Consider the following 18,087-nt stretch of genomic DNA (forward strand, 5'->3'; position numbering starts at 1 on the left):
GGCGCAACCCCGCGTCGTCAATGTGCCGGCACCGTGTTTACGGCAGCAAAGCACCGTAATACGGGGGATACAGGCGAATCAGTTCAGCCGCTTGAGCATATCTTCGGGGGTCAGATAGCCACCCAGCTGCTTGCCTTCGGTGGTGTAAATCGCCGGTGTACCGCGTACCCCGAATTTCAGGCCCAGCTCATATTGCTCATCAACCGGCTTGGCGCACTCGCCCAGCTCTGCATTGTTGATCTTGTCATTGAGTTTGGCATCCGACAGCGCCTGCTGGCGGTCTTGCGCACACCAGATATGACGCATTGAAGCCGCCGCCTGGGTGGTCGGGCCACCGCGGGGGAAGGCCAGGTAGTGGACCGTCACGCCGGACGCCATATATTCATCAATATGGCGGTGCAGCTTACGGCAGTAGCCACAAGAAATATCGGTGAACACGTACACTTCCACTTTCTCGTCTTCAGCGGCGTAAGTGATCATGTCGTCCTTGTTCAGCGTCTTGATGCCCTCAGCGCGCACCTTTTCCAGGCGCTGCTCCGCCGGATTGACCACCTCGCCGTCTTTCAGCTCAAGCAGCTTGCCGATCATGATAAAACGGCCGTCTTCGCTCATGTAAACGGTTTCACTCCCGTTTACTTCCAGCGCCAGCATGCCCGCCATGGGGGCAGCACGCACATCACTGACTTCAACAGCAGGAAAAGCTTTCTCGAAAGCCGCTTTCGCCTGTTCACCATCGATCTCGGCGTTACCCTTGGCGGTTTCAGAACTGGCGCCACATGCGGTCATCAGCCCCAACAAAACAAACAGCAAAACCTTTTTCATTGTGTCGTTACTCCTTCTCTTACCTGTGAGAACCCGCCACCAGGCTCAGGTTCCCGATCGGGGGTGATGTTTCTGGTAGACGTCTTGTAACCGCTGTTGCGCTACATGGGTGTAAATCTGGGTGGTCGACAGATCCGAGTGCCCCAAAAGCAGCTGTACCACCCGCAAATCTGCGCCGTGATTCAACAGGTGCGTGGCAAATGCATGCCGCAGTGTATGGGGAGAGAGCTTTTTTTGCACCCCCGCAACAATCGCCAACTGCTTGATTCGATGCCAGAATGTTTGTCGCGTCATACAGGTGCCACGGCGGCTGGGGAAAAGCAGCTCCTGGTTGCCCCCCTGCTGATCCGCTGCCAGCAACTGTGGGCGCCCTTCCCGAGCATAACGGCTCAGCCAGTGCAGCGCTTCTTCTCCCAGCGGCACCAACCGTTCCTTGTCGCCCTTACCAATCACCCGAATCAGGCCCTGGCGCGGATTGATCTGGCTTTGGGTCAAGGTCACCAGCTCCGTGACCCGCAGGCCTGTAGCATAAAGCACCTCCAGCATGGCCCGGTCCCGCAGCCCTAACGGCGTAGAAAGATCCGGCGCCGCCAGCAACGCCTCCACATCCGCTTCACTCAGGGTCTTTGGCAACGGCCTGCCCAGTTTCGGCCGTTCAATCAGCAATGCCGGATCTTCGGCAATGCGTCCTTCCCGCTTAAGCCAGCGGTAGAAGCTTTTCACCGCTGATAACTGCCGGGCCACAGAGCGCGCGCTGAGGCCCTGCTGATGCCGGGCGGCCAGAAATTCCAGCAGCTGATAGCGCTCGCACGCCAACAAACCCGCTCGTTCATGCTGTAACCAGGTAGCCAGCTGGCTCAGGTCACGGCGGTAATTGGACAGGCTGTGCTCGCTAAGGCCCTTTTCCAGCCACTGCTGATCCAGCCAGCTATCAATCAGCCGACCATGTTCATCCGTTAATTGCCCGTCTGTCACCGTTCCCATTACGCTATGAAGCCTTAATCAAGTTGAAAAAACAATAAGTTACCCAGCGTTACCGGTTTTCTGTACCGGCGTCTCTTTTACCAAATATTACGCATAAGACCGGCGCCATTAACGACAAACAACGCGATTTAGGGCAACAATGGAGGTCAGCAAAATTTCAAGACATCGTCACCAAGGAGAGGAATCGTGGGAATTTTATCCTGGATTGTATTCGGCTTGATTGCCGGCATCATCGCCAAATGGATTATGCCAGGGAAGGACCCGGGCGGCTTTATTGTCACCACCTTGATCGGTATTGCTGGCGCCGTAGTCGGCGGCTGGCTGGGCTCCATTACCGGGCTGGGTGGTTCGGTCAGCGGATTCAGCCTGGGCAGTTTTGTCACCGCCATCGTCGGCGCGCTGGTACTTCTGGCCCTGTACCGGATGATCAAGAAAAACTAGGACGCCTGGCGTCCTGAGCACCATGCCGAGAGCATTTGGCGCTCAGTGTTCTACCAACAAAAAAGCCGCTTCCCAGAAGGAAGCGGCTTTTTTGTTGGAGCAATCTACCGGGCCAGAGGTTGATTTCGCATGCCCTACAGCAAAGGCTAAACCAACATTCGCTCGCGATAGAGGAAATCCGCAATCTACCGGATTTTTTCTTTGATCCGTGCGGACTTACCAGAGCGATCACGCAGATAGTAGAGCTTGGCGCGGCTCACATCACCACGACGATTCACCTGGATGGAATCGATCAGCGGGCTATGCAGCTGGAATACACGCTCAACACCCACACCGTGGGAGATCTTACGTACGGTGAACGCAGAGTTCAGGCCACGGTTACGACGAGCGATAACCACACCCTGGAACGCCTGCAGACGCTCACGGGTACCTTCCTTTACTTTCACTTGCACGGTGACGGTGTCACCAGCGCCGAATTCCGGTATTTCGGTTTTCAGCTGGGCGTTTTCGATGCCCTGGATAATAAGGTTCTTGCCACTCATGGCAGTGCTCCTAATCAGAGGTTTTTGCTGTATGCGACGACTGCTCGGCGATGTATTCGTCCAGCAGCTGTTGCTCTTCTTTGCTTAAGCCCCGCGCCCGGCGGGCCTCCAGCAGGTCAGGACGCTGTTGCCAGGTCCGTCCCAGCGCCTGTTTAAGGCGCCAGCGGCGAATCAGCTCATGATTGCCACTGAGCAGTACCGGTGGCACTGCCTGCTCGCCATACACCTCCGGGCGGGTGTAATGCGGGCAATCGAGCAGGTTTTCGAATTCACCCGAAAAAGAGTCCTGCTCGGCGGAATCCTGGTGACCCAGCACTCCGGGAATCAATCGGCTGACCGCATCGATCAGCACCAACGCCGGCAGTTCGCCGCCGCTGAGCACGTAGTCGCCGATGGAGATCTGCTCATCCACCTCTGCGTCGAGCAATCGCTCGTCTACGCCCTCATAACGCCCAGCCAACAAGATCAGGCCGGGCTGCTCCGCCAACGCCGCGGCCTTGGCCTGGGTCAGCGGCTGTCCTTGCGGGGACAGATAAACCACTTTCGCTGCCGGGTTGGCAGTGCGTGCAGCCTGCAGGGCTTTCGCCAAGGGCTCCACTTTCATCACCATGCCGGGGCCGCCACCAAAAGGGCGATCGTCCACGGTGCGGTGGCGATCTTCAGTGAAATCCCGAGGATTCACCGTATCCACCTGCAGCTGGCCGTTTTCCACGGCCCGCCGGGTAACGCCGAAGTCGGTAACCGCTTGCGCCATCTCCGGAAACAAGGTGACCAGAGTGACTGCAAACGCAGGCTTCGCCGCCATCATTTAAAAGTCCGGGTCCCAATCCACTGTCATCTGGCCTTCTGCAAGGCTGATGGCAGTAATCACATCGTCCGGAAGCCAGGGAATCAGGCGTTCACGCCGATCCAGGCTATTGCTGTCACCGCGAACCACAACCACGTCGTTGGCACCGGTTTCCAGCATTCGCGTCACCTTGCCCAGGTCCATGCCATTCACATGCTTTACCCGCAGGCCAATCAGGTCACGCCAGTAGTACTCACCTTGGCCGGACTGTGGCAGCAAATCAGCGGGTACGCCGATCTCCTGCCCCACCAGGGCCGCTGCCGCGTCCCGGTCGGCAATGCCTTCCAGTTGCGCAATCAGGCCTTTGCCCTGGGGGCGAAAACCGGTCACTTTCACCGGTTTCCACTCACTTCCTGAACCAGGGCCACCCTGCTTCAGATGCCAAGGCTGGTACTGCTGGAGGTTGTCCATAGGATCAGTATTGGAGTAAACCTTCACCCATCCTTTGACGCCATGCACCCCAAGGATGCGGCCAACGACCTCCAGCCGAGAGGACGTGCCCCCTTCAAGCGAAGAGGATTGTCCTCGCTCTGCCATCAGGCTGCCTTACGGGCCTGCTTGGCGAGGGACTTAACACGGTCAGACAGCTGTGCACCCTTGGCAACCCAGGCGTCCAGGCTTTCCAGGTTCAGCTTCAGAGGGATTTCACCGCCACGGGCGATGGGGTTGTAGAAACCCAGCTGCTCGATGAAACGGCCATCACGGGCGTTACGGCTATCGGCAACAACAATGCTGTAGAACGGACGCTTCTTGGAACCGCCACGAGCGAGACGAATAATTACCATGGTTTATCTACCTGTTTATCAATCCGGTTTCCCGGCCCAACCGCCCAGAAAGACAGCCTGACCATCGTATCCGCTTGAAAGCCACCCGTGAAAAAGCACGGAGAGGCCGCGAAGGGCGCGAATTATACAGGGAGATGCACCACGCAACAAGCACTTCGCAAATGCCAAACGCTCCGGAGCACCTGTAGGAGCGGCGCTTGAGCCGCGAACCGTGCGATAGCACGACAAAGCCCACCAATTACCTCGCTGAGGCTCGGATTCGCGGCTCAAGCGCCGCTCCCACAAAACCCCTTACCCCCAAACGCAGCGCGGGCAGGGAGGTGAAGACCTGCCCTGCCCGCGTGTTGCATGATGCGTGGCGCGTGAAGCGTCAAATCACATCGGCGGCATACCGCCACCCATGCCTCCCGGTGGCATACCGCCACCCGGGCCACCTTGGCCACCGCCCCCCATCATGCCTTCCATGCCTCGCATCATGTTCTTCATGCCACCCTTGGTGCGCATCTTCTTCATCATCTTGGCCATCATCTTCTGCTGCTTGATGAGACGGTTCAGATCCTGAATCTCCAGACCGGCGCCAGCGACAATGCGCTTCTTGCGAGAGCCTTTAAGCAAGTCCGGGTTACGGCGCTCTTTCGGGGTCATGGAGTCGATCAGCGCTTCCATGTGCTTCATCTGCTTCATGGCTGCGGGATCCTGCGCTGCTTCCATCATCCCGCCCATGCCGGGCAGTTTGTCGAGCAGGCCGGCCATGCCGCCCATGTTGCGCATCTGTTGAAACTGATCCTTGAGATCCTCGAAGTCCATCGCCTTGCCTTTCTTGAACTTCTTGGCGATTTTCTCGGCTTTCTTCTTGTCCAGCTTGCGCTCGGCTTCTTCCACTAGGGAGAGCACGTCGCCCATGCCAAGAATCCGGCTGGCAATACGGTCCGGGTGGAACGGCTCCAGGGCATCCGTTTTCTCGCCCATACCAATGAACTTGATGGGCTTGCCAGTGAGCTGGCGAACGGACAGGGCGGCACCACCGCGGGAGTCACCGTCAGCCTTGGTGAGGATCACCCCGGTAAGAGGCAAAGCTTCATTAAAGGCCTGTGCCGTGTTGGCGGCATCCTGACCGGTCATGGCATCGACCACGAACAGGGTTTCCACCGGGCTGATCGCCCCGTGAAGACGCTTGATCTCGCTCATCATGTCTTCATCGACATGGAGACGACCGGCGGTATCGACGATCAGCACGTCCATATAACGGCGACGGGCTTCATCCAGTGCCGCATTGGCAATATCTACCGGATCCTGATCACCGGTAGACGGGAAGAAATTGGTTTCCACTTCTCCGGCCAGGGTTTTCAACTGCTCGATGGCCGCCGGACGATAAACATCCGCAGACACCACCATGACCTTCTTCTTCTCGCGCTCCTGCAGGAAACGCGCAAGCTTGGCCACAGAGGTGGTTTTACCAGCCCCCTGCAGACCCGCCATCAAAATAATGGCCGGCGGCTTGGCAGCCAGATCCAGAGCATCGTTGGCGTCGCCCATGGTGTGAACCAGCTCGTCGTTGACGATTTTGACGAACGCCTGGCCCGGATTCAGGCTTTGCAGCACTTCCTGCCCCAGGGCTTTTTCCTTTACCTGCTCGACAAACTCTTTTACCACCGGCAGGGCCACGTCGGCCTCCAGCAGTGCCTTGCGCACTTCGCGCAGGGTGTCGCGGATATTGTCTTCGGTCAGGGAACCCTGACCTGCCAGGCTTTTAAGCGACGATCCCAACCGATCGGTGAGATTCTCGAACATGGGTCTACCTCCAAATGCACCATGTCTGCGGCCAGGCGTACCTGCCGCAGTGACAGGGGCGCGATTATAGCCCTCCTTGGGCACCAACGTCATGGGCCCCGACCCCAGTCTTCCTTATCCCGGCACAAAATGAGAATGATTGTTGATAGATAACTGGCGGCTATGCCAGACTTCAGCGAGCTTGGCCCGCCATTTTGCCCGGGCACTTACTTCGGATAACAACGACTTATGAACTTTTCCGTGATCACCGGCTTCGCGGCGTTTGTTTTGTATCTTGTCGCCTGCCTGATCCTGTACCGGCAATTTCGCGGCCAAACGGTCCCGTCCCGTGCCAGTATTCTGATCCCCGGCACCCTGGCCGTCATCGCTCACGCCGCCAGCCTGTGGCAGGTAATGATCACCGCCAGTGGCTTACAGCTGGGGCTGTTTCCAGTGGCTTCCGCCGTGGCGATGACCGGTGCCGCCGTGGTCGTGGTGTCCAGCTTGTATCGCCCGTTCGAATGGATTTCAGCATTAGTCTACCCATTTGCAGCTTGCACCATTCCCGCCATGTTGTGGGTCAGCACCGGCTACACCGCCCACCCGCTGAGCCACGGTCTGGGCGTACACGTTCTGTTTTCCATCGTTGCCTACGCCGTACTGGCCCTGGCCGCCTGCCAGGCGATTCTGCTCTGGATTCAGGATCGCCAACTCAAGAGCGGCCATATCCGTGGCGTCATGCGGCTTTTCCCGCCGATTCAGGTGATGGAGTCCATGCTGTTCGAAGCCATCTGGCTGGGCGAAATCCTGCTCACCGTTGCCATTTTCAGCGGCTTTCTCTACGTGGACAATCTCTTTGCCCAACACCTGATGCACAAAACCGTGCTGACCCTGGTGTCCTGGGTGGTATTCGCCACCCTGCTGGCGGGCCGTTATGTCCGGGGCTGGCGGGGGCGCACCGCCATTCGCTTCACGCTCAGCGGTTTTGCGGTGTTGCTGGTCGCGTTCTTCGGCAGCCAGCTGGTACTGGAATTCATATTGAAACGCTGACAGACAACCCGCTTCCCCACGTCCTGCCCAGGGTCAACTGAATCAGCGTACGCCTTTCCTTGACACCCCAACCCCCCGGCCCGAACAATAGCGGGCCGACTGGCGGATAAACGATATTTCCTTTGGATACCTACTCTGACGGGTGGCTGATTGGCGCCCTGATTATTCTGATTCTGGCTTCTGCCTTCTTTTCCAGCAGTGAAACCGGCATGGTGGCAATCAACCGCTATCGGCTACGGCACCTGGCTCGCCAGGGCCAGAAAGCAGCCAGCCGAGTGGAAGCCCTGCTCAAACGTACCGACCGACTGCTGTCCGTCATCCTGATTGGCAACAACTTCGTTAACAACTTTGCCGCCACCGTAGCTGCAATTCTGGCCATTCGCTGGCTCGGAGACAGCGGCGCTGCGGTAGCACCCGTGGTGATCACCATCATCATGCTGGTTTTCGCGGAAATCACCCCGAAGACCTATGCGGCCATGCGCCCTGAACGGGTTGCCTTTCCCGCCAGCCTGGTACTCAAACCCCTGCAGGTACTGCTGGCGCCACTGGTGTGGATGGTTAACGGCGTCAGCAGCATGCTGCTGCGCCTGGGCGGCATTCGACCCAATGAACAGGACGACGATCACCTGAGCCCGGAAGAGCTTCGTACTGTGGTGAATGAAGCCGGCGGACTGATTCCCGAAAATCACCAGAAAATGCTGCTCAATATTCTCGATCTGGAAACCGTGACCGTAGAAGACATCATGGTTCCGCGTAACGAGATGGTCGGCATTGATCTGGATGACGACATGCACGAAATCCTCACCACCTTGCGCGCCAGCCAACATACCCGGCTACCCGTCTTCAACGGCGACCCGAATAACATGATCGGCCTGCTGCACCTGCGCAAACTCAGCCGCTTGCTGCTCAAGGAAGACATCAACAAGGCCGAGCTGATGCAGTACACGGTGGAGCCTTACTTCGTGCCGGAAGCCACCTCTCTGCACCAGCAACTGATCAACTTTCAGAATGCCAAACGCCGTATCGGCATCGTGGTAGATGAGTACGGCGACGTTCAGGGCCTTGTCACCCTGGAAGATATTCTCGAAGAGATTGTCGGCGAGTTCACCACCGATCTGGCCGCCACCAGCCAGGACATCCACCCCCAGGACGATGGCAGCTTCGTGATCGACGGCTCCTCCACCCTGCGCGACATCAACCGCGCCCTGCACTGGGAGCTGCCCACCGATGGCCCAAAAACCCTGAACGGCCTGATTCTGGAATACCTTCAGGATATCCCCGACGCCAACATTTCGGTGAAGATCGACCAGTACCTCATCGAAATTTTGCAGGTGAAGGACAATATGGTGAAGGCAGTGAGAGCAAGGAAAGCAGAGCAAGCTGACAGCTGACAGCTGACAGCTGCGCATTAACCGTAGGGATTATCTTGAAACGCAAGAGGCCGCGCTCAAAGGTTGGGCGCGGCCTCATTGCTTTACGAAAACAGGAAGTTCGATCGCGTAGCTGTCAACTGTCCACTATCAGCTGCCAACTGCCCTTCAAACCCTATCGGCGATAGGCGAACCAACCCAAGCCAGGATATCAGCCTCATAACGCTTCACCAGCGCTCGACCTTCAGCAATGGCCTCCTTGGCGCGGTGGAAATCCATCAACGCAAAGTCTTCCAGCATTGGCACTAACGTCACCTCCGGCGGGTCGCCAGCCATACGCGAGCGGGTAATTCGGTCCTGCATGATATTGATGCTGGAGGCCACCACATCGAAAAAGCCCGGGTCCTGGCCCTCACCCGTGGCAAAATAATCCATCATCTTTTGCCAGATGCTGCGCTCCTCATCCGTACCCCCTGCCCCTTCTGCCTGACTGCGAGTATCCCGGGCCAGGTGCGCTCCCACCAACTGAGCATTCAAATTCACTGCGATCACCACATCCGCGCCCATGGCACGGGCCGCAGACACGGGCACCGGATTGACCAGGCCACCATCGAGCATCCAGCGACCCTGCATTTTTACCGGTGAAAACAACCCAGGCAGAGCACAGGAGGCCCGTGCTGCATCCAGCATACGGCCTTTGGTAATCCAGACTTCCCGGCCGGTTGTCATGTCCGTGGCAACGGTGACCAGTTTCTTGTCCAGGGTTTCAATCTCGGGGTTCTCATGGTGCTCCTGAAAAAAGCTGAACAGCTTCTCCCCTTTCACCATGCCCCCGGAAAAGCTGATATCCAGCAGACCGAACACATCCTTGACCGTCAGGGATTCCACCCAGTCCGCAAAGGCATTGAGCGTGCCGGTCACATAGGCGCCCCCTACCAATGCGCCAATGGATGTTCCGGCCACCACCTGCGGCTGCACACCGATTTCTTCCAGTGCCTGGATGATCCCGATATGCGCCCAGCCGCGGGCGGAACCACTGCCTAGTGCCAACCCGACAACGGGTCGCACCGGCTCCTGGCTACCAATCTGTGTTGTCATCCCTTGTTCTCCTTGCGCACCACGCAGGGGGCCGGCTCACCCTTCATGCGCAGCTCTATACGGCGAAAGACTTCGCGTTTTTCATCATTTGAGAGCAACCCCCAGATGGAGATCTCCCCGCCGGTACGAAAGCAGCCTACACAGATGTCATCTTCATCCAATGCGCAGATAGACACACAGGGTGAGACCAGTTGTCTGTCAGTCATGGAACCGTTCGTCCACCTCCAGATGCTGGTCGAACTCCTTGGCATGGGCCACGTAATGCATGCTGCCCATGGTCAGCATGGCCTTGTGGCCCTCACCAATTTCCTTCACCACCTTGGCCGGCGACCCCATGACCAGGGAATTGTCCGGAATCTTCATGCCTTCCGGCACCAGAGAATTGGCCCCGATAATGCAATTATTACCAATCACCGCCTTGTTAAGCACCACCGCATTGATACCGATAAGGCTGTTATCGCCCACAGTGCAGCCATGCAACATAACCTTGTGGCCCACGGTCACGTCCCGGCCCAGCTTCATGGGTACACCCGGGTCCACGTGCAGCACAGCACCGTCCTGAATATTGGTGTTTTCCCCGATTTCGATCACATCGTTATCGGCCCGCAACACGGCGTTGAACCAGATACTGCTGTTGGCTTCCATGATCACCGAACCAATCACCGTCGCGTTGTCCGCAATCCAGTGACCACTGCCGCGCTGCTCCAGGCGGCGCTCACCAATCTTGTAAATCATTCGACTCCCCTTTGTTTTCTCGTGCCGGGCAGAGAATTACCAAGCTGAACGTTACTTCACCTCGAACTCAATACCCGCATCATAAACGTGGTTGATCAGATCCAGAATCATGAAGGCGGTCAGGCCCCAAATGCGCTTGTCTTCATAGTAATAGCTGGGAATGCGGAACTGGCGACCAAACACATCGATGGGGCTGGACAGCTCCGGGACCTCATCCAGAAAGAACTGCAAGGGCACCTGAAAGATGGTATCGATTTCGCCGGGCTCGGCTTGCAACTCTGCCTGTGGGCTGACGATACCCACAAAAGGCGTCACCTTCATACCATAACGGGACGCCAGCGGAGACAACTGCCCCAGCACATCCACGTAATCCGGTGACAAGCCCACTTCTTCCTGACTTTCACGCAGGGCCGTCATCAGCAGGTTTTTATCGCCCGGATCCCGCTTGCCACCCGGGAAGGCCACTTCACCGGCATGGGTCGGCATGGAATTGGAACGCACCGTCAGGATGACCCGGGGCTCCGGCACATCGACCAACGGCATCAGAACGGCGGCCTCGGGCAACGCCAGGGGCAATTCTGTGCGTCTGTAATCAGGCAAACGCTGCCTGAGCTGCTCAAGCACACCCTTCTCCAATTCTGAAATTCAAACGGTAGTTTGAACAGCCCGGCCCCCCTGGGCAAGCCTTGTTATCGCTCACACCCGCCGGCCATTCACCCAACCTCATACTGATACCCGACACACCAAGCACGCTGACCGCTTGAGCCATCACATACACGCTCGACACAACGCCCTGTCAGCTCCCGGGCTCGCTAGCTTCTGGCAGCCGAGATAGTTAGTCTATTGACCATTATCGACTGTGCCCCTGCTCTGCCCAAAACTGGCACCTGACGGAATGAGAGCAAGGCACACCCAATCATTTGCGGATATGACTGGTATCCGCCGCAGCGAGTTTTTCATGAAATTCTGCAGCCATTGCGGCAATCCCAACCTGCAATTCAGTATTCCGGAAGGCGATAATCGCCCCCGTTACTGGTGCCCGGATTGCGAAACGATCCATTACCAGAACCCCAAGATTGTGGTCGGCGCCGTACCAATATGGGAAGGAAAAGTGCTGCTCTGCAAGCGCGCCATCGAACCGCGCAAAGGCTATTGGACGCTACCGGCGGGTTACATGGAAAACGGCGAAACCCTGCAAGAAGGGGCCGCCAGAGAGACATGGGAAGAAGCCTGCGCCACGGTGGCCATCGGCGACCTGTATACGGTTTTCAACCTGCCTCACATTAATCAGGTATACGTCTTCTTTCTGGGTGACGTGGAAGACGGCAAATACGGTGTCGGCGAAGAAAGCAGCGATGCCGGCCTGTTTTCTCTGGACGACATTCCCTGGGATGAGCTGGCCTTCCCCACCATCGGGCGCACGCTGCGGTTTTATATTGATGACCTTGCCCGCAACGATTTTCCCGTGCGCACTCAGGACATCCAGCCGCTCAAGCGCCGCCCGAAAGACGAATGACCGGAGCCCAGGTAGCTATCAGTGCGTGCCCGGCAGCGGTTCCAGCTTCCACAAATCGATAGCAGGTTCTTCATAGGGGTGCGACAGGCGTAATGCACTGATAACTGCTTGCAGGCACGCGCCCAGGCAAAGCGTCTCCACCCGGTACTCTTCCACCACTTCCACCTGATCATGCTGACCGAGAAAGGGCTGACTTCCTGACAGGGGCCGGAACTGCCCCTGGCCCAACGTCTGAAAGCTGCAATGGTCGTAATCGCCCAGATGCCCGGCGCCAGCCTCGAAAATGGCCGTTTTGACCTGTTCCACATGGCTCAAGGGCACGTAAAAGCACAACTTGTAATGTTGATCACTGGCCTCTGTCATCCTTGCCTCCCTGTGCGTTGAAGGTTACGACACCACCTCAGTATCTGGCGATGGCGCAGACGAGAATTCCGGTTTCAACGCATACTCGCCATGGGCCGAAATCCAGATTCCTTCTGCCGAAACCGTTTGCTCGCCATTCACCCAGACACTGCCTTCACAGCGCAATTTTCGGCGCTCCAGCGAAACCAGTCGTGCTTCGAAATCCACCGGCGCATTCAACGGTGTCGCTGCCAGATAGCGAATATTCAAGGTGCCAGTCATGCCGATCTGGCGAACATAATCCTGTGTCTTGGCCATCAGCATATCCAATGCCAGCGCCAGCACGCCACCGTGGACCCGCCCGGGCGGCCCCTGAAACACCGAGCCAAACGTGGCCCGACCACGGACACAGTCGCCATCGAGCCACAGCTCCAGCGGCGGCGATAGCGGCGACGCCTTACCAGACAGAATTTCGAAATCCACCAGGTCGGTGACGTCATCACCACTGCCCTGCCCGGCCAGCAGACGCTGCAAAATTTCGCTGTAATCGCGCTGCCCTTCCTGCTGCAATGCCTGACGCAACTGCTGAACCTGGGCGATATAGTCCTGCAATTTATCCTGCGACGCATCCAGCCTTAGCACCTGTTCAGTGAGGCCTGCCAGCTCTTTGCCCAGCTGACGATGCAACTGTGCCCGAGTTGAAGGTTCCGGCGTTTCCGCCACACGAATATCGCGAAAATGATAGGTCGTTTCCGTCATCAATTACCCCAGACTCTTGGGTGTCAACCAGACACCTTCTGCGCTGACGGTCTGGGTGTCCCCGTGCCAGATGCCGCCCTCTACAAAAATTTTCCGCCCTTCCTGGCCAGTAATGTGCGCCCGACATTCAATCGGCACTTCTATGGGTGTCGCTGCCAGATAACGAATATTCAGTGTACCGGTGACGCCCAAACGAAACGCGGCATGCAGCGCACGGGAGAGCCCCGCATCCAGCAGCCAGGCGATCACACCGCCATGCACCCGTCCCGGCGGCCCCTGATACTGAAGCCCCAGACTGACTTCTCCACGGATACCATCCTGATCTTCCTGCAGCCACAGCACCTGAGGAGCGATCGGGTTGGACGGGCCGCCCACCGGGTCGTAATCCATCATGTGATAGATATCGTCTGCGGTCGCTTTACCGGTAAACAGTTTTCGATTCGCTTCACGGGTATCACGACGCTCCGGTGTGCCCACCGTTTCCACCATGGCTTCCAGTTGCTCTGCCCAACCGGCGAGGGTTGCTTCATCCGCTTCTGCACGAATCAACCGCTCGGCCAGTAATTGCATGGCCGCACTGATACGGCGGCGTTGTGCAAAATCACTGGGCACAGGCTCGGTTTTATAGGCCTTTTGCAATTCAAAAGGCCCGAAGGTTTTTTCAGACACAGATCACCAATGAATAATTAACAACGAAAGAATTCAAACAATCGTTTGATTCTGAGGGGAGAGACTCTGTAGCTCAAGCTCATAAAAGGACATAAAAAAGGCGGAAAGGGTCAGCCCGTTTCCGCCTTTATGTTTCGTTATTAATTATGAGTTATTCATTATTAATTGCTGTTCACCCCACCCACTTGCGGGCGTTGGCAAACATCCGCAACCAGGGACCATTCTCGTGGCCACGCCAGTCGTCCGGGATCCAGCTGTTCTGAAGCACCCGGAACACCCGCTCCGGGTGCGGCATCATGATGGTGACGCGCCCGTCAGTGGTGGTGAAACCGGTGACGCCCTGGGGCGAACCATTGGGGTTGGCCGGATATTGTTCAGCCGGGTTCCCCAGGCCGTCCACATAACGCAGGCTTACCAAACGTTGCTCGATATTGCGGTTCAGGGCGTCATCCGCCAACTCCACACGGCCTTCCCCGTGAGCCACGGCAATCGGAATGCGCGTGCCAGCCATGTCTTTCAACAAGATGGACGGAGAATCCTGCACTTCCACCAGGGAAGTACGCGCCTCGAACTGCTCAGACAGGTTACGCACAAAACGCGGCCAGTGTTCCGCACCGGGAATCAGGTCTTTCAAATGCGACAGCATCTGGCAGCCGTTACAGACCCCCAACGCAAAGGTGTCTTCACGGAAGAAGAAACGGTTAAACGCTTCGCGCATTGCGTCGTTATAGAGCACGGTCTTGGCCCAGCCACCGCCGGCACCCAGCACGTCCCCGTAGGAGAAACCGCCACAGGCCACCAGCCCCTTGAAGTCATCCAGCTTCACCCGGCCTTCGAGCAAGTCGCTCATGTGCACATCAACGGCCGAGAAACCAACCCGATCAAACGCCGCCGCCATTTCTGTCTGACCATTCACCCCCTGCTCGCGCAGGATGGCCATTTGCGGTTTGCTGCCAGTATTAATGAACGGGGCTGCCGGGTTTTCCGTCATATCGAAGGTCAGCCGCACATTCAGGCCCGGGCCATTGCTGTGTGGAATGGCATCAAATTCCTGACGGGCACAATCCGGATTGTCCCGCAGGGACTGCACCTGATAACTGGTTTCCGCCCAGATACGCTGCAGCTCGCGACGCGGGGTTTCCAACAGGATGCCACCACCCAGACGCAGGCGAATGACATCGTCACCATCCGGTTGACCTAAACGGTGAATGCACTGCCCCAGCCCTGCTTCGGCATAACGGGCAACCACCGCGTCTGCCTGTGATTTTTCCACCTGCAACACGGCACCCAGCTCTTCGGTAAACAGCGCAGCGATGGCTTCCGGGGTATCACCGGCAAGATGATCCAGAGTGATATCCAGACCGGTACGGGCAGAAAACGCCATTTCCGCCAGTGTAGTGAACAGGCCGCCGTCAGAGCGATCGTGATAGGCCAGCAATTTGCGTTCGGCCAGCAGTTGCTGTGTCACCTCGAAGAAGGCAATCAGGTCTTTGGCGTCGTCCAGATCCGGCGCAATGTCACCGACCTTGCCGTACACCTGCGCCAGGGCGGAACCGGCCATGCGGTTCTGCCCACGCCCCAGATCGAGCAGCAACAGCTCGCTGTCCACGCCGGTTTTCAACTCCGGGGTCACCGTCAGGTCGATATCGGTGACCGTGGAGAATGCAGAAATCACCAGCGACATGGGCGCAGTGACGCTTTTATCGATGCCCTTGTCGTTCCATACCGTACGCATGGAGAGGGAATCCTTGCCCACCGGAATAGCGATACCCAGCTTCGGGCACAAATCCATGCCCACCGCTTTCACCGCATCGAACAGGGCCTGATCTTCACCCGGGTGACCCGCCGCAGCCATCCAGTTGGCCGACATGCTGATCTGGCCCAGGTCGCCCAAGTGTGCACCGGCAATATTGGTGATCGATTCCGCCACCGCCATACGCCCGGACGCCGCCGCGTCCACCAGTGCCACCGGGGTACGTTCCCCCATGGCCATGGCTTCGCCGGTGGTTTTGTTTTCTGCGTTGGGGTTAAAGCCGGTAGCGGTTACCGCGCAGTCCGCCACCGGCACCTGCCAGGGCCCAACCATCTGGTCCCGGTGCACCAACCCGGTAATGGAACGGTCACCAATGGTAATCAGGAAGCTCTTGGAAGCCACGGACGGCAGGCGCATCACCCGCTCACCGGCTTCTTTCAGGTCGATATCCTCGGTAGTGAAGGCCTGACGGACAAAATCTTCGCGCTCGAAGCTGCGCAACATTTTCGGCGGTTTGCCGAACAGCAGATCCATGGGCAGATCCACCGGCGCCTTGCCGAAATGCTCATCGCTCACGGTCAGGTGCTCGGCATCGGTGGCTTCGCCCAGCACGGCGTAGGGGGTGCGCTCACGCTGACAGATGGCGTCGAAGTCCGGCACATCGTCTGGCATCACTGCCAACACATAACGTTCCTGGGCTTCATTACACCAGATTTCCACCGGGCTCATGCCGGACTCGGAGCTGGGTACTTTGCGCAGCTCCAGCTTGGCACCCATATCATGATCGTGAACCAACTCCGGCAAGGCGTTGGACAAACCGCCAGCGCCCACATCGTGAATGGACACAATCGGGTTATCGTCCCCGCGGGCCCAGCAGCGATCGATCACTTCCTGCACCCGACGTTCGATTTCCGGGTTCTCGCGCTGCACTGAAGCAAAATCCAGCGCTTCCGCAGACTGGCCGGAGGCCATGGAACTGGCCGCCCCGCCGCCCAGCCCGATCAGCATGGCCGGGCCACCCAGCACAATAATCTTGGCGCCGGCGGGAATCGGGTTCTTTTCCACATGGCCATCACGGATGTTACCCAAGCCACCGGCGATCATGATCGGCTTGTGGTAGCCGCGCATTTCGTCACCGTTCACACCCGGCGCGTTAATTTCCAGGGTACGGAAGTAACCGCACAGATTCGGGCGCCCGAATTCGTTATTGAAGGCGGCAGCGCCAATCGGACCTTCGATCATGATATCCAGCGCAGAGGCAATGCGCCCGGGCTTACCGTAGGGTTGCTCCCAGGGCTGGCCAAAACCGGGAATATTCAGATTGGACACGGAAAAGCCGTTCAACCCGGCCTTGGGCTTGGAGCCACGTCCGGTGGCACCTTCGTCACGGATTTCACCACCGGAACCGGTGGCTGCCCCCGGATGCGGCGCAATCGCCGTGGGGTGGTTATGGGTTTCCACCTTCATCAGCATATGCACCGGTTCGTTCACGAACTGATACTGCTGACTGCCCGGGGCGGGGAAAAAGCGATCAGCCACCGGGCCGGCCACTACCGACGAGTTATCGCTGTAAGCGCTTAGCACCCCTTCCGGCGCATGCTTGTAGGTATTGCGGATCATTCCGAACAGGCTCAGGTCCTGCTCTTCGCCGTCGATAGTCCAGTCCGCATTGAAAATCTTGTGGCGGCAGTGCTCGGAGTTGGCCTGGGCAAACATCATCAATTCCGCATCGGACGGGTTACGCCCCAGCGCAATGAACTGTTCCACCAGGTATTCAATCTCATCCGCCGCCAACGCCAGGCCCAGCTCTCCATTGGCCGCTTCCAGCGCCCCACGGCCACCGCCGAGAATATCCACGGTGGTCAGTTCACGGGGCTGGTGATGGGTAAACAAGGCCTCGGCATCGTCCAGCTCCGGCAGCACCACTTCGACCATCCGGTCGTGCAGGGCGGCAGCCAGAGCGTCACGATCACCGCCTCCGTCCAGGTGATACTCAATCCCGCGCTCAATCCGCTCTACCTGGGTGAGGCCGGCGTTATGGCAAATGTCGGTAGCCTTGGATGACCAGGGCGAAATGGTGCCCGGGCGCGGCACCACTACGAAACGCTGCCCCTCAACCCGGGCCTCTTCAACACTGGGGCCATACTCAAGCAGGCCTTCAAGCACCTGTTGCTGCGAGGCGTTCAGCGGCGCAGACAGCTCCACAAAATGCACATAGCGCGCCGACAGGGCCGATACGCCGTTCAGGGACTCAAGCAGTTTTTCCTTACGAAATGCGGACAGGGCCGGGCTTCCGGAGAGGATCAGCATAGTGCGCCTTATATGATTACCAATGGGGATTGAGGGGTGCCAGATGTTCAGGGCATTTATTCAGGTTGGCAATGATACGGGATTTGCTCGCCGCTCGCAGCCTCTCAAGCCGCCCAATTACACCGTAATCTACCCGCCTGCCCGCCCTCTCTCACCCTGGCATCAGGCCGTAGCAAATCACCTACGACTGACGCCTTATACGCAAATTAATGCTCTCTTCCTGACTTTTAAAAATTGTGCAAAAAAGGAGCAATTGTTCGACAAAGCTTTACAGAACAGCCATTTGCCGATGAT

19 protein-coding genes are annotated in these 18,087 nt (G+C 57.9%); 4 read left to right on the forward strand and 15 right to left on the reverse strand.

Features of this window, described 5'->3' with window-relative positions:
- Positions 1-78 precede the first annotated feature (78 nt).
- The gene (locus CL546_RS11465; protein ID WP_290495080.1) at positions 79-822 is read right to left on the reverse strand and encodes a DsbC family protein; all 744 of its coding nucleotides are present in this window, start codon (positions 820-822) and stop codon (positions 79-81) included.
- A 45-nt stretch (positions 823-867) separates the two neighbouring features.
- A complete protein-coding gene (gene xerD, locus CL546_RS11470) occupies positions 868-1,806 on the reverse strand; it encodes a site-specific tyrosine recombinase XerD (RefSeq protein ID WP_290495082.1) in 939 nt (312 codons plus the stop codon).
- A gap of 186 nt (positions 1,807-1,992) precedes the next feature.
- Here xerD and CL546_RS11475 point away from each other — a divergent pair, with 186 nt between their 5' ends.
- Positions 1,993-2,247 carry a GlsB/YeaQ/YmgE family stress response membrane protein gene (locus CL546_RS11475; RefSeq protein WP_290495084.1) on the forward strand — a complete coding sequence of 85 codons (255 nt, stop codon included), beginning with the start codon at positions 1,993-1,995 and terminating at the stop codon, positions 2,245-2,247.
- Between the two features lie 185 nt (positions 2,248-2,432).
- On the opposite strand, the gene rplS is transcribed toward CL546_RS11475, so the two are convergent.
- From rplS to ffh, 5 genes are all read right to left on the reverse strand, one after another.
- Entirely contained in the window at positions 2,433-2,789 is a 357-nt protein-coding gene (gene rplS / locus CL546_RS11480; protein ID WP_290495086.1) for a 50S ribosomal protein L19, read from the reverse strand.
- A 10-nt stretch (positions 2,790-2,799) separates the two neighbouring features.
- A complete protein-coding gene (gene trmD, locus CL546_RS11485; protein ID WP_290495088.1) occupies positions 2,800-3,597 on the reverse strand; it encodes a tRNA (guanosine(37)-N1)-methyltransferase TrmD in 798 nt (265 codons plus the stop codon).
- On the reverse strand, positions 3,598-4,173 hold the full coding sequence (gene rimM, locus CL546_RS11490; RefSeq protein ID WP_290495090.1) for a ribosome maturation factor RimM: 576 nt from the start codon (positions 4,171-4,173) through the stop codon (positions 3,598-3,600).
- On the reverse strand, positions 4,173-4,421 hold the full coding sequence (rpsP, locus tag CL546_RS11495) for a 30S ribosomal protein S16 (protein WP_290495092.1): 249 nt from the start codon (positions 4,419-4,421) through the stop codon (positions 4,173-4,175). The genes rimM and rpsP overlap by 1 nt, the downstream gene beginning before the upstream one ends.
- 375 nt (positions 4,422-4,796) lie before the next feature.
- On the reverse strand, positions 4,797-6,212 hold the full coding sequence (gene ffh, locus CL546_RS11500; protein WP_290495094.1) for a signal recognition particle protein: 1,416 nt from the start codon (positions 6,210-6,212) through the stop codon (positions 4,797-4,799).
- Positions 6,213-6,440: 228 nt separating this feature from the next.
- Between ffh and CL546_RS11505 the strand changes: the two genes are divergently transcribed.
- Both CL546_RS11505 and CL546_RS11510 read left to right on the forward strand, forming a co-directional pair.
- Positions 6,441-7,241, forward strand: a complete 801-nt coding sequence (locus CL546_RS11505; protein ID WP_290495096.1) for a cytochrome C assembly family protein — start codon at positions 6,441-6,443, stop codon at positions 7,239-7,241.
- Between the two features lie 122 nt (positions 7,242-7,363).
- Positions 7,364-8,632 carry an HlyC/CorC family transporter gene (locus CL546_RS11510; RefSeq protein ID WP_290495098.1) on the forward strand — a complete coding sequence of 423 codons (1,269 nt, stop codon included), beginning with the start codon at positions 7,364-7,366 and terminating at the stop codon, positions 8,630-8,632.
- Positions 8,633-8,779: 147 nt separating this feature from the next.
- Here the strand turns inward: CL546_RS11510 and rssA are convergent, their stop codons facing one another.
- The 4 genes from rssA to CL546_RS11530 are packed head-to-tail and all read right to left on the reverse strand — an operon-like array spanning position 8,780 to position 11,068.
- Positions 8,780-9,709 carry a patatin-like phospholipase RssA gene (gene rssA / locus CL546_RS11515; protein WP_290495100.1) on the reverse strand — a complete coding sequence of 310 codons (930 nt, stop codon included), beginning with the start codon at positions 9,707-9,709 and terminating at the stop codon, positions 8,780-8,782.
- Positions 9,706-9,915, reverse strand: coding sequence for a DUF1289 domain-containing protein (locus CL546_RS11520; RefSeq protein ID WP_290495102.1), 210 nt, complete (start codon positions 9,913-9,915; stop codon positions 9,706-9,708). The genes rssA and CL546_RS11520 overlap by 4 nt, the downstream gene beginning before the upstream one ends.
- The gene (locus tag CL546_RS11525; protein WP_007149553.1) at positions 9,908-10,444 is read right to left on the reverse strand and encodes a gamma carbonic anhydrase family protein; all 537 of its coding nucleotides are present in this window, start codon (positions 10,442-10,444) and stop codon (positions 9,908-9,910) included. Before CL546_RS11525 ends, CL546_RS11520 begins: the two co-directional genes overlap by 8 nt.
- 51 nt (positions 10,445-10,495) lie before the next feature.
- Complete coding sequence (locus CL546_RS11530; RefSeq protein ID WP_290495105.1) at positions 10,496-11,068, reverse strand: CoA pyrophosphatase; 573 nt, start codon at positions 11,066-11,068, stop codon at positions 10,496-10,498.
- 334 nt (positions 11,069-11,402) lie between these two features.
- Here CL546_RS11530 and CL546_RS11535 point away from each other — a divergent pair, with 334 nt between their 5' ends.
- Positions 11,403-11,960: an NUDIX hydrolase gene (locus CL546_RS11535; protein WP_290495107.1), complete on the forward strand. Its 558-nt coding sequence runs from the start codon at positions 11,403-11,405 to the stop codon at positions 11,958-11,960.
- 18 nt (positions 11,961-11,978) lie between these two features.
- Here the strand turns inward: CL546_RS11535 and CL546_RS11540 are convergent, their stop codons facing one another.
- The 4 genes from CL546_RS11540 to purL all read right to left on the reverse strand — a co-directional run bounded on the left by CL546_RS11540 (position 11,979) and on the right by purL (position 17,793).
- Complete coding sequence (locus CL546_RS11540) at positions 11,979-12,323, reverse strand: YqfO family protein (RefSeq protein ID WP_290495109.1); 345 nt, start codon at positions 12,321-12,323, stop codon at positions 11,979-11,981.
- A gap of 24 nt (positions 12,324-12,347) precedes the next feature.
- Positions 12,348-13,061 carry a PaaI family thioesterase gene (locus tag CL546_RS11545; RefSeq protein WP_290495111.1) on the reverse strand — a complete coding sequence of 238 codons (714 nt, stop codon included), beginning with the start codon at positions 13,059-13,061 and terminating at the stop codon, positions 12,348-12,350.
- Between the two features lie 3 nt (positions 13,062-13,064).
- Positions 13,065-13,730 carry a PaaI family thioesterase gene (locus CL546_RS11550; RefSeq protein WP_290495113.1) on the reverse strand — a complete coding sequence of 222 codons (666 nt, stop codon included), beginning with the start codon at positions 13,728-13,730 and terminating at the stop codon, positions 13,065-13,067.
- Between the two features lie 172 nt (positions 13,731-13,902).
- Positions 13,903-17,793 (reverse strand): phosphoribosylformylglycinamidine synthase, encoded by a 3,891-nt coding sequence (purL, locus tag CL546_RS11555; protein ID WP_290495115.1) that lies wholly within the window; start codon positions 17,791-17,793, stop codon positions 13,903-13,905.
- Positions 17,794-18,087 lie beyond the last annotated feature (294 nt).

Origin of the sequence: Alcanivorax sp. (genome assembly GCF_002726155.1) — a bacterium.
Taxonomy (GTDB): Bacteria; Pseudomonadota; Gammaproteobacteria; order Pseudomonadales; family Alcanivoracaceae; genus Alcanivorax.

Excerpts from the sequence above, each read along its gene's own strand:
- CL546_RS11465 (WP_290495080.1), bottom strand. The coding sequence starts at position 822 with ATGAAAAAGGTTTTGCTGTTTGTTTTGTTGGGGCTGATGACCGCATGT.
- CL546_RS11505 (WP_290495096.1), top strand. The coding sequence starts at position 6,441 with ATGAACTTTTCCGTGATCACCGGCTTCGCGGCGTTTGTTTTGTATCTT.
- rplS (WP_290495086.1), bottom strand. The coding sequence starts at position 2,789 with ATGAGTGGCAAGAACCTTATTATCCAGGGCATCGAAAACGCCCAGCTG.
- purL (WP_290495115.1), bottom strand. The coding sequence starts at position 17,793 with ATGCTGATCCTCTCCGGAAGCCCGGCCCTGTCCGCATTTCGTAAGGAA.
- CL546_RS11525 (WP_007149553.1), bottom strand. The coding sequence starts at position 10,444 with ATGATTTACAAGATTGGTGAGCGCCGCCTGGAGCAGCGCGGCAGTGGT.
- CL546_RS11540 (WP_290495109.1), bottom strand. The coding sequence starts at position 12,323 with ATGACAGAGGCCAGTGATCAACATTACAAGTTGTGCTTTTACGTGCCC.
- xerD (WP_290495082.1), bottom strand. The coding sequence starts at position 1,806 with ATGGGAACGGTGACAGACGGGCAATTAACGGATGAACATGGTCGGCTG.
- ffh (WP_290495094.1), bottom strand. The coding sequence starts at position 6,212 with ATGTTCGAGAATCTCACCGATCGGTTGGGATCGTCGCTTAAAAGCCTG.
- rssA (WP_290495100.1), bottom strand. The coding sequence starts at position 9,709 with ATGACAACACAGATTGGTAGCCAGGAGCCGGTGCGACCCGTTGTCGGG.
- CL546_RS11545 (WP_290495111.1), bottom strand. The coding sequence starts at position 13,061 with ATGACGGAAACGACCTATCATTTTCGCGATATTCGTGTGGCGGAAACG.
- rpsP (WP_290495092.1), bottom strand. The coding sequence starts at position 4,421 with ATGGTAATTATTCGTCTCGCTCGTGGCGGTTCCAAGAAGCGTCCGTTC.
- CL546_RS11535 (WP_290495107.1), top strand. The coding sequence starts at position 11,403 with ATGAAATTCTGCAGCCATTGCGGCAATCCCAACCTGCAATTCAGTATT.
- CL546_RS11520 (WP_290495102.1), bottom strand. The coding sequence starts at position 9,915 with ATGACTGACAGACAACTGGTCTCACCCTGTGTGTCTATCTGCGCATTG.
- rimM (WP_290495090.1), bottom strand. The coding sequence starts at position 4,173 with ATGGCAGAGCGAGGACAATCCTCTTCGCTTGAAGGGGGCACGTCCTCT.
- trmD (WP_290495088.1), bottom strand. The coding sequence starts at position 3,597 with ATGATGGCGGCGAAGCCTGCGTTTGCAGTCACTCTGGTCACCTTGTTT.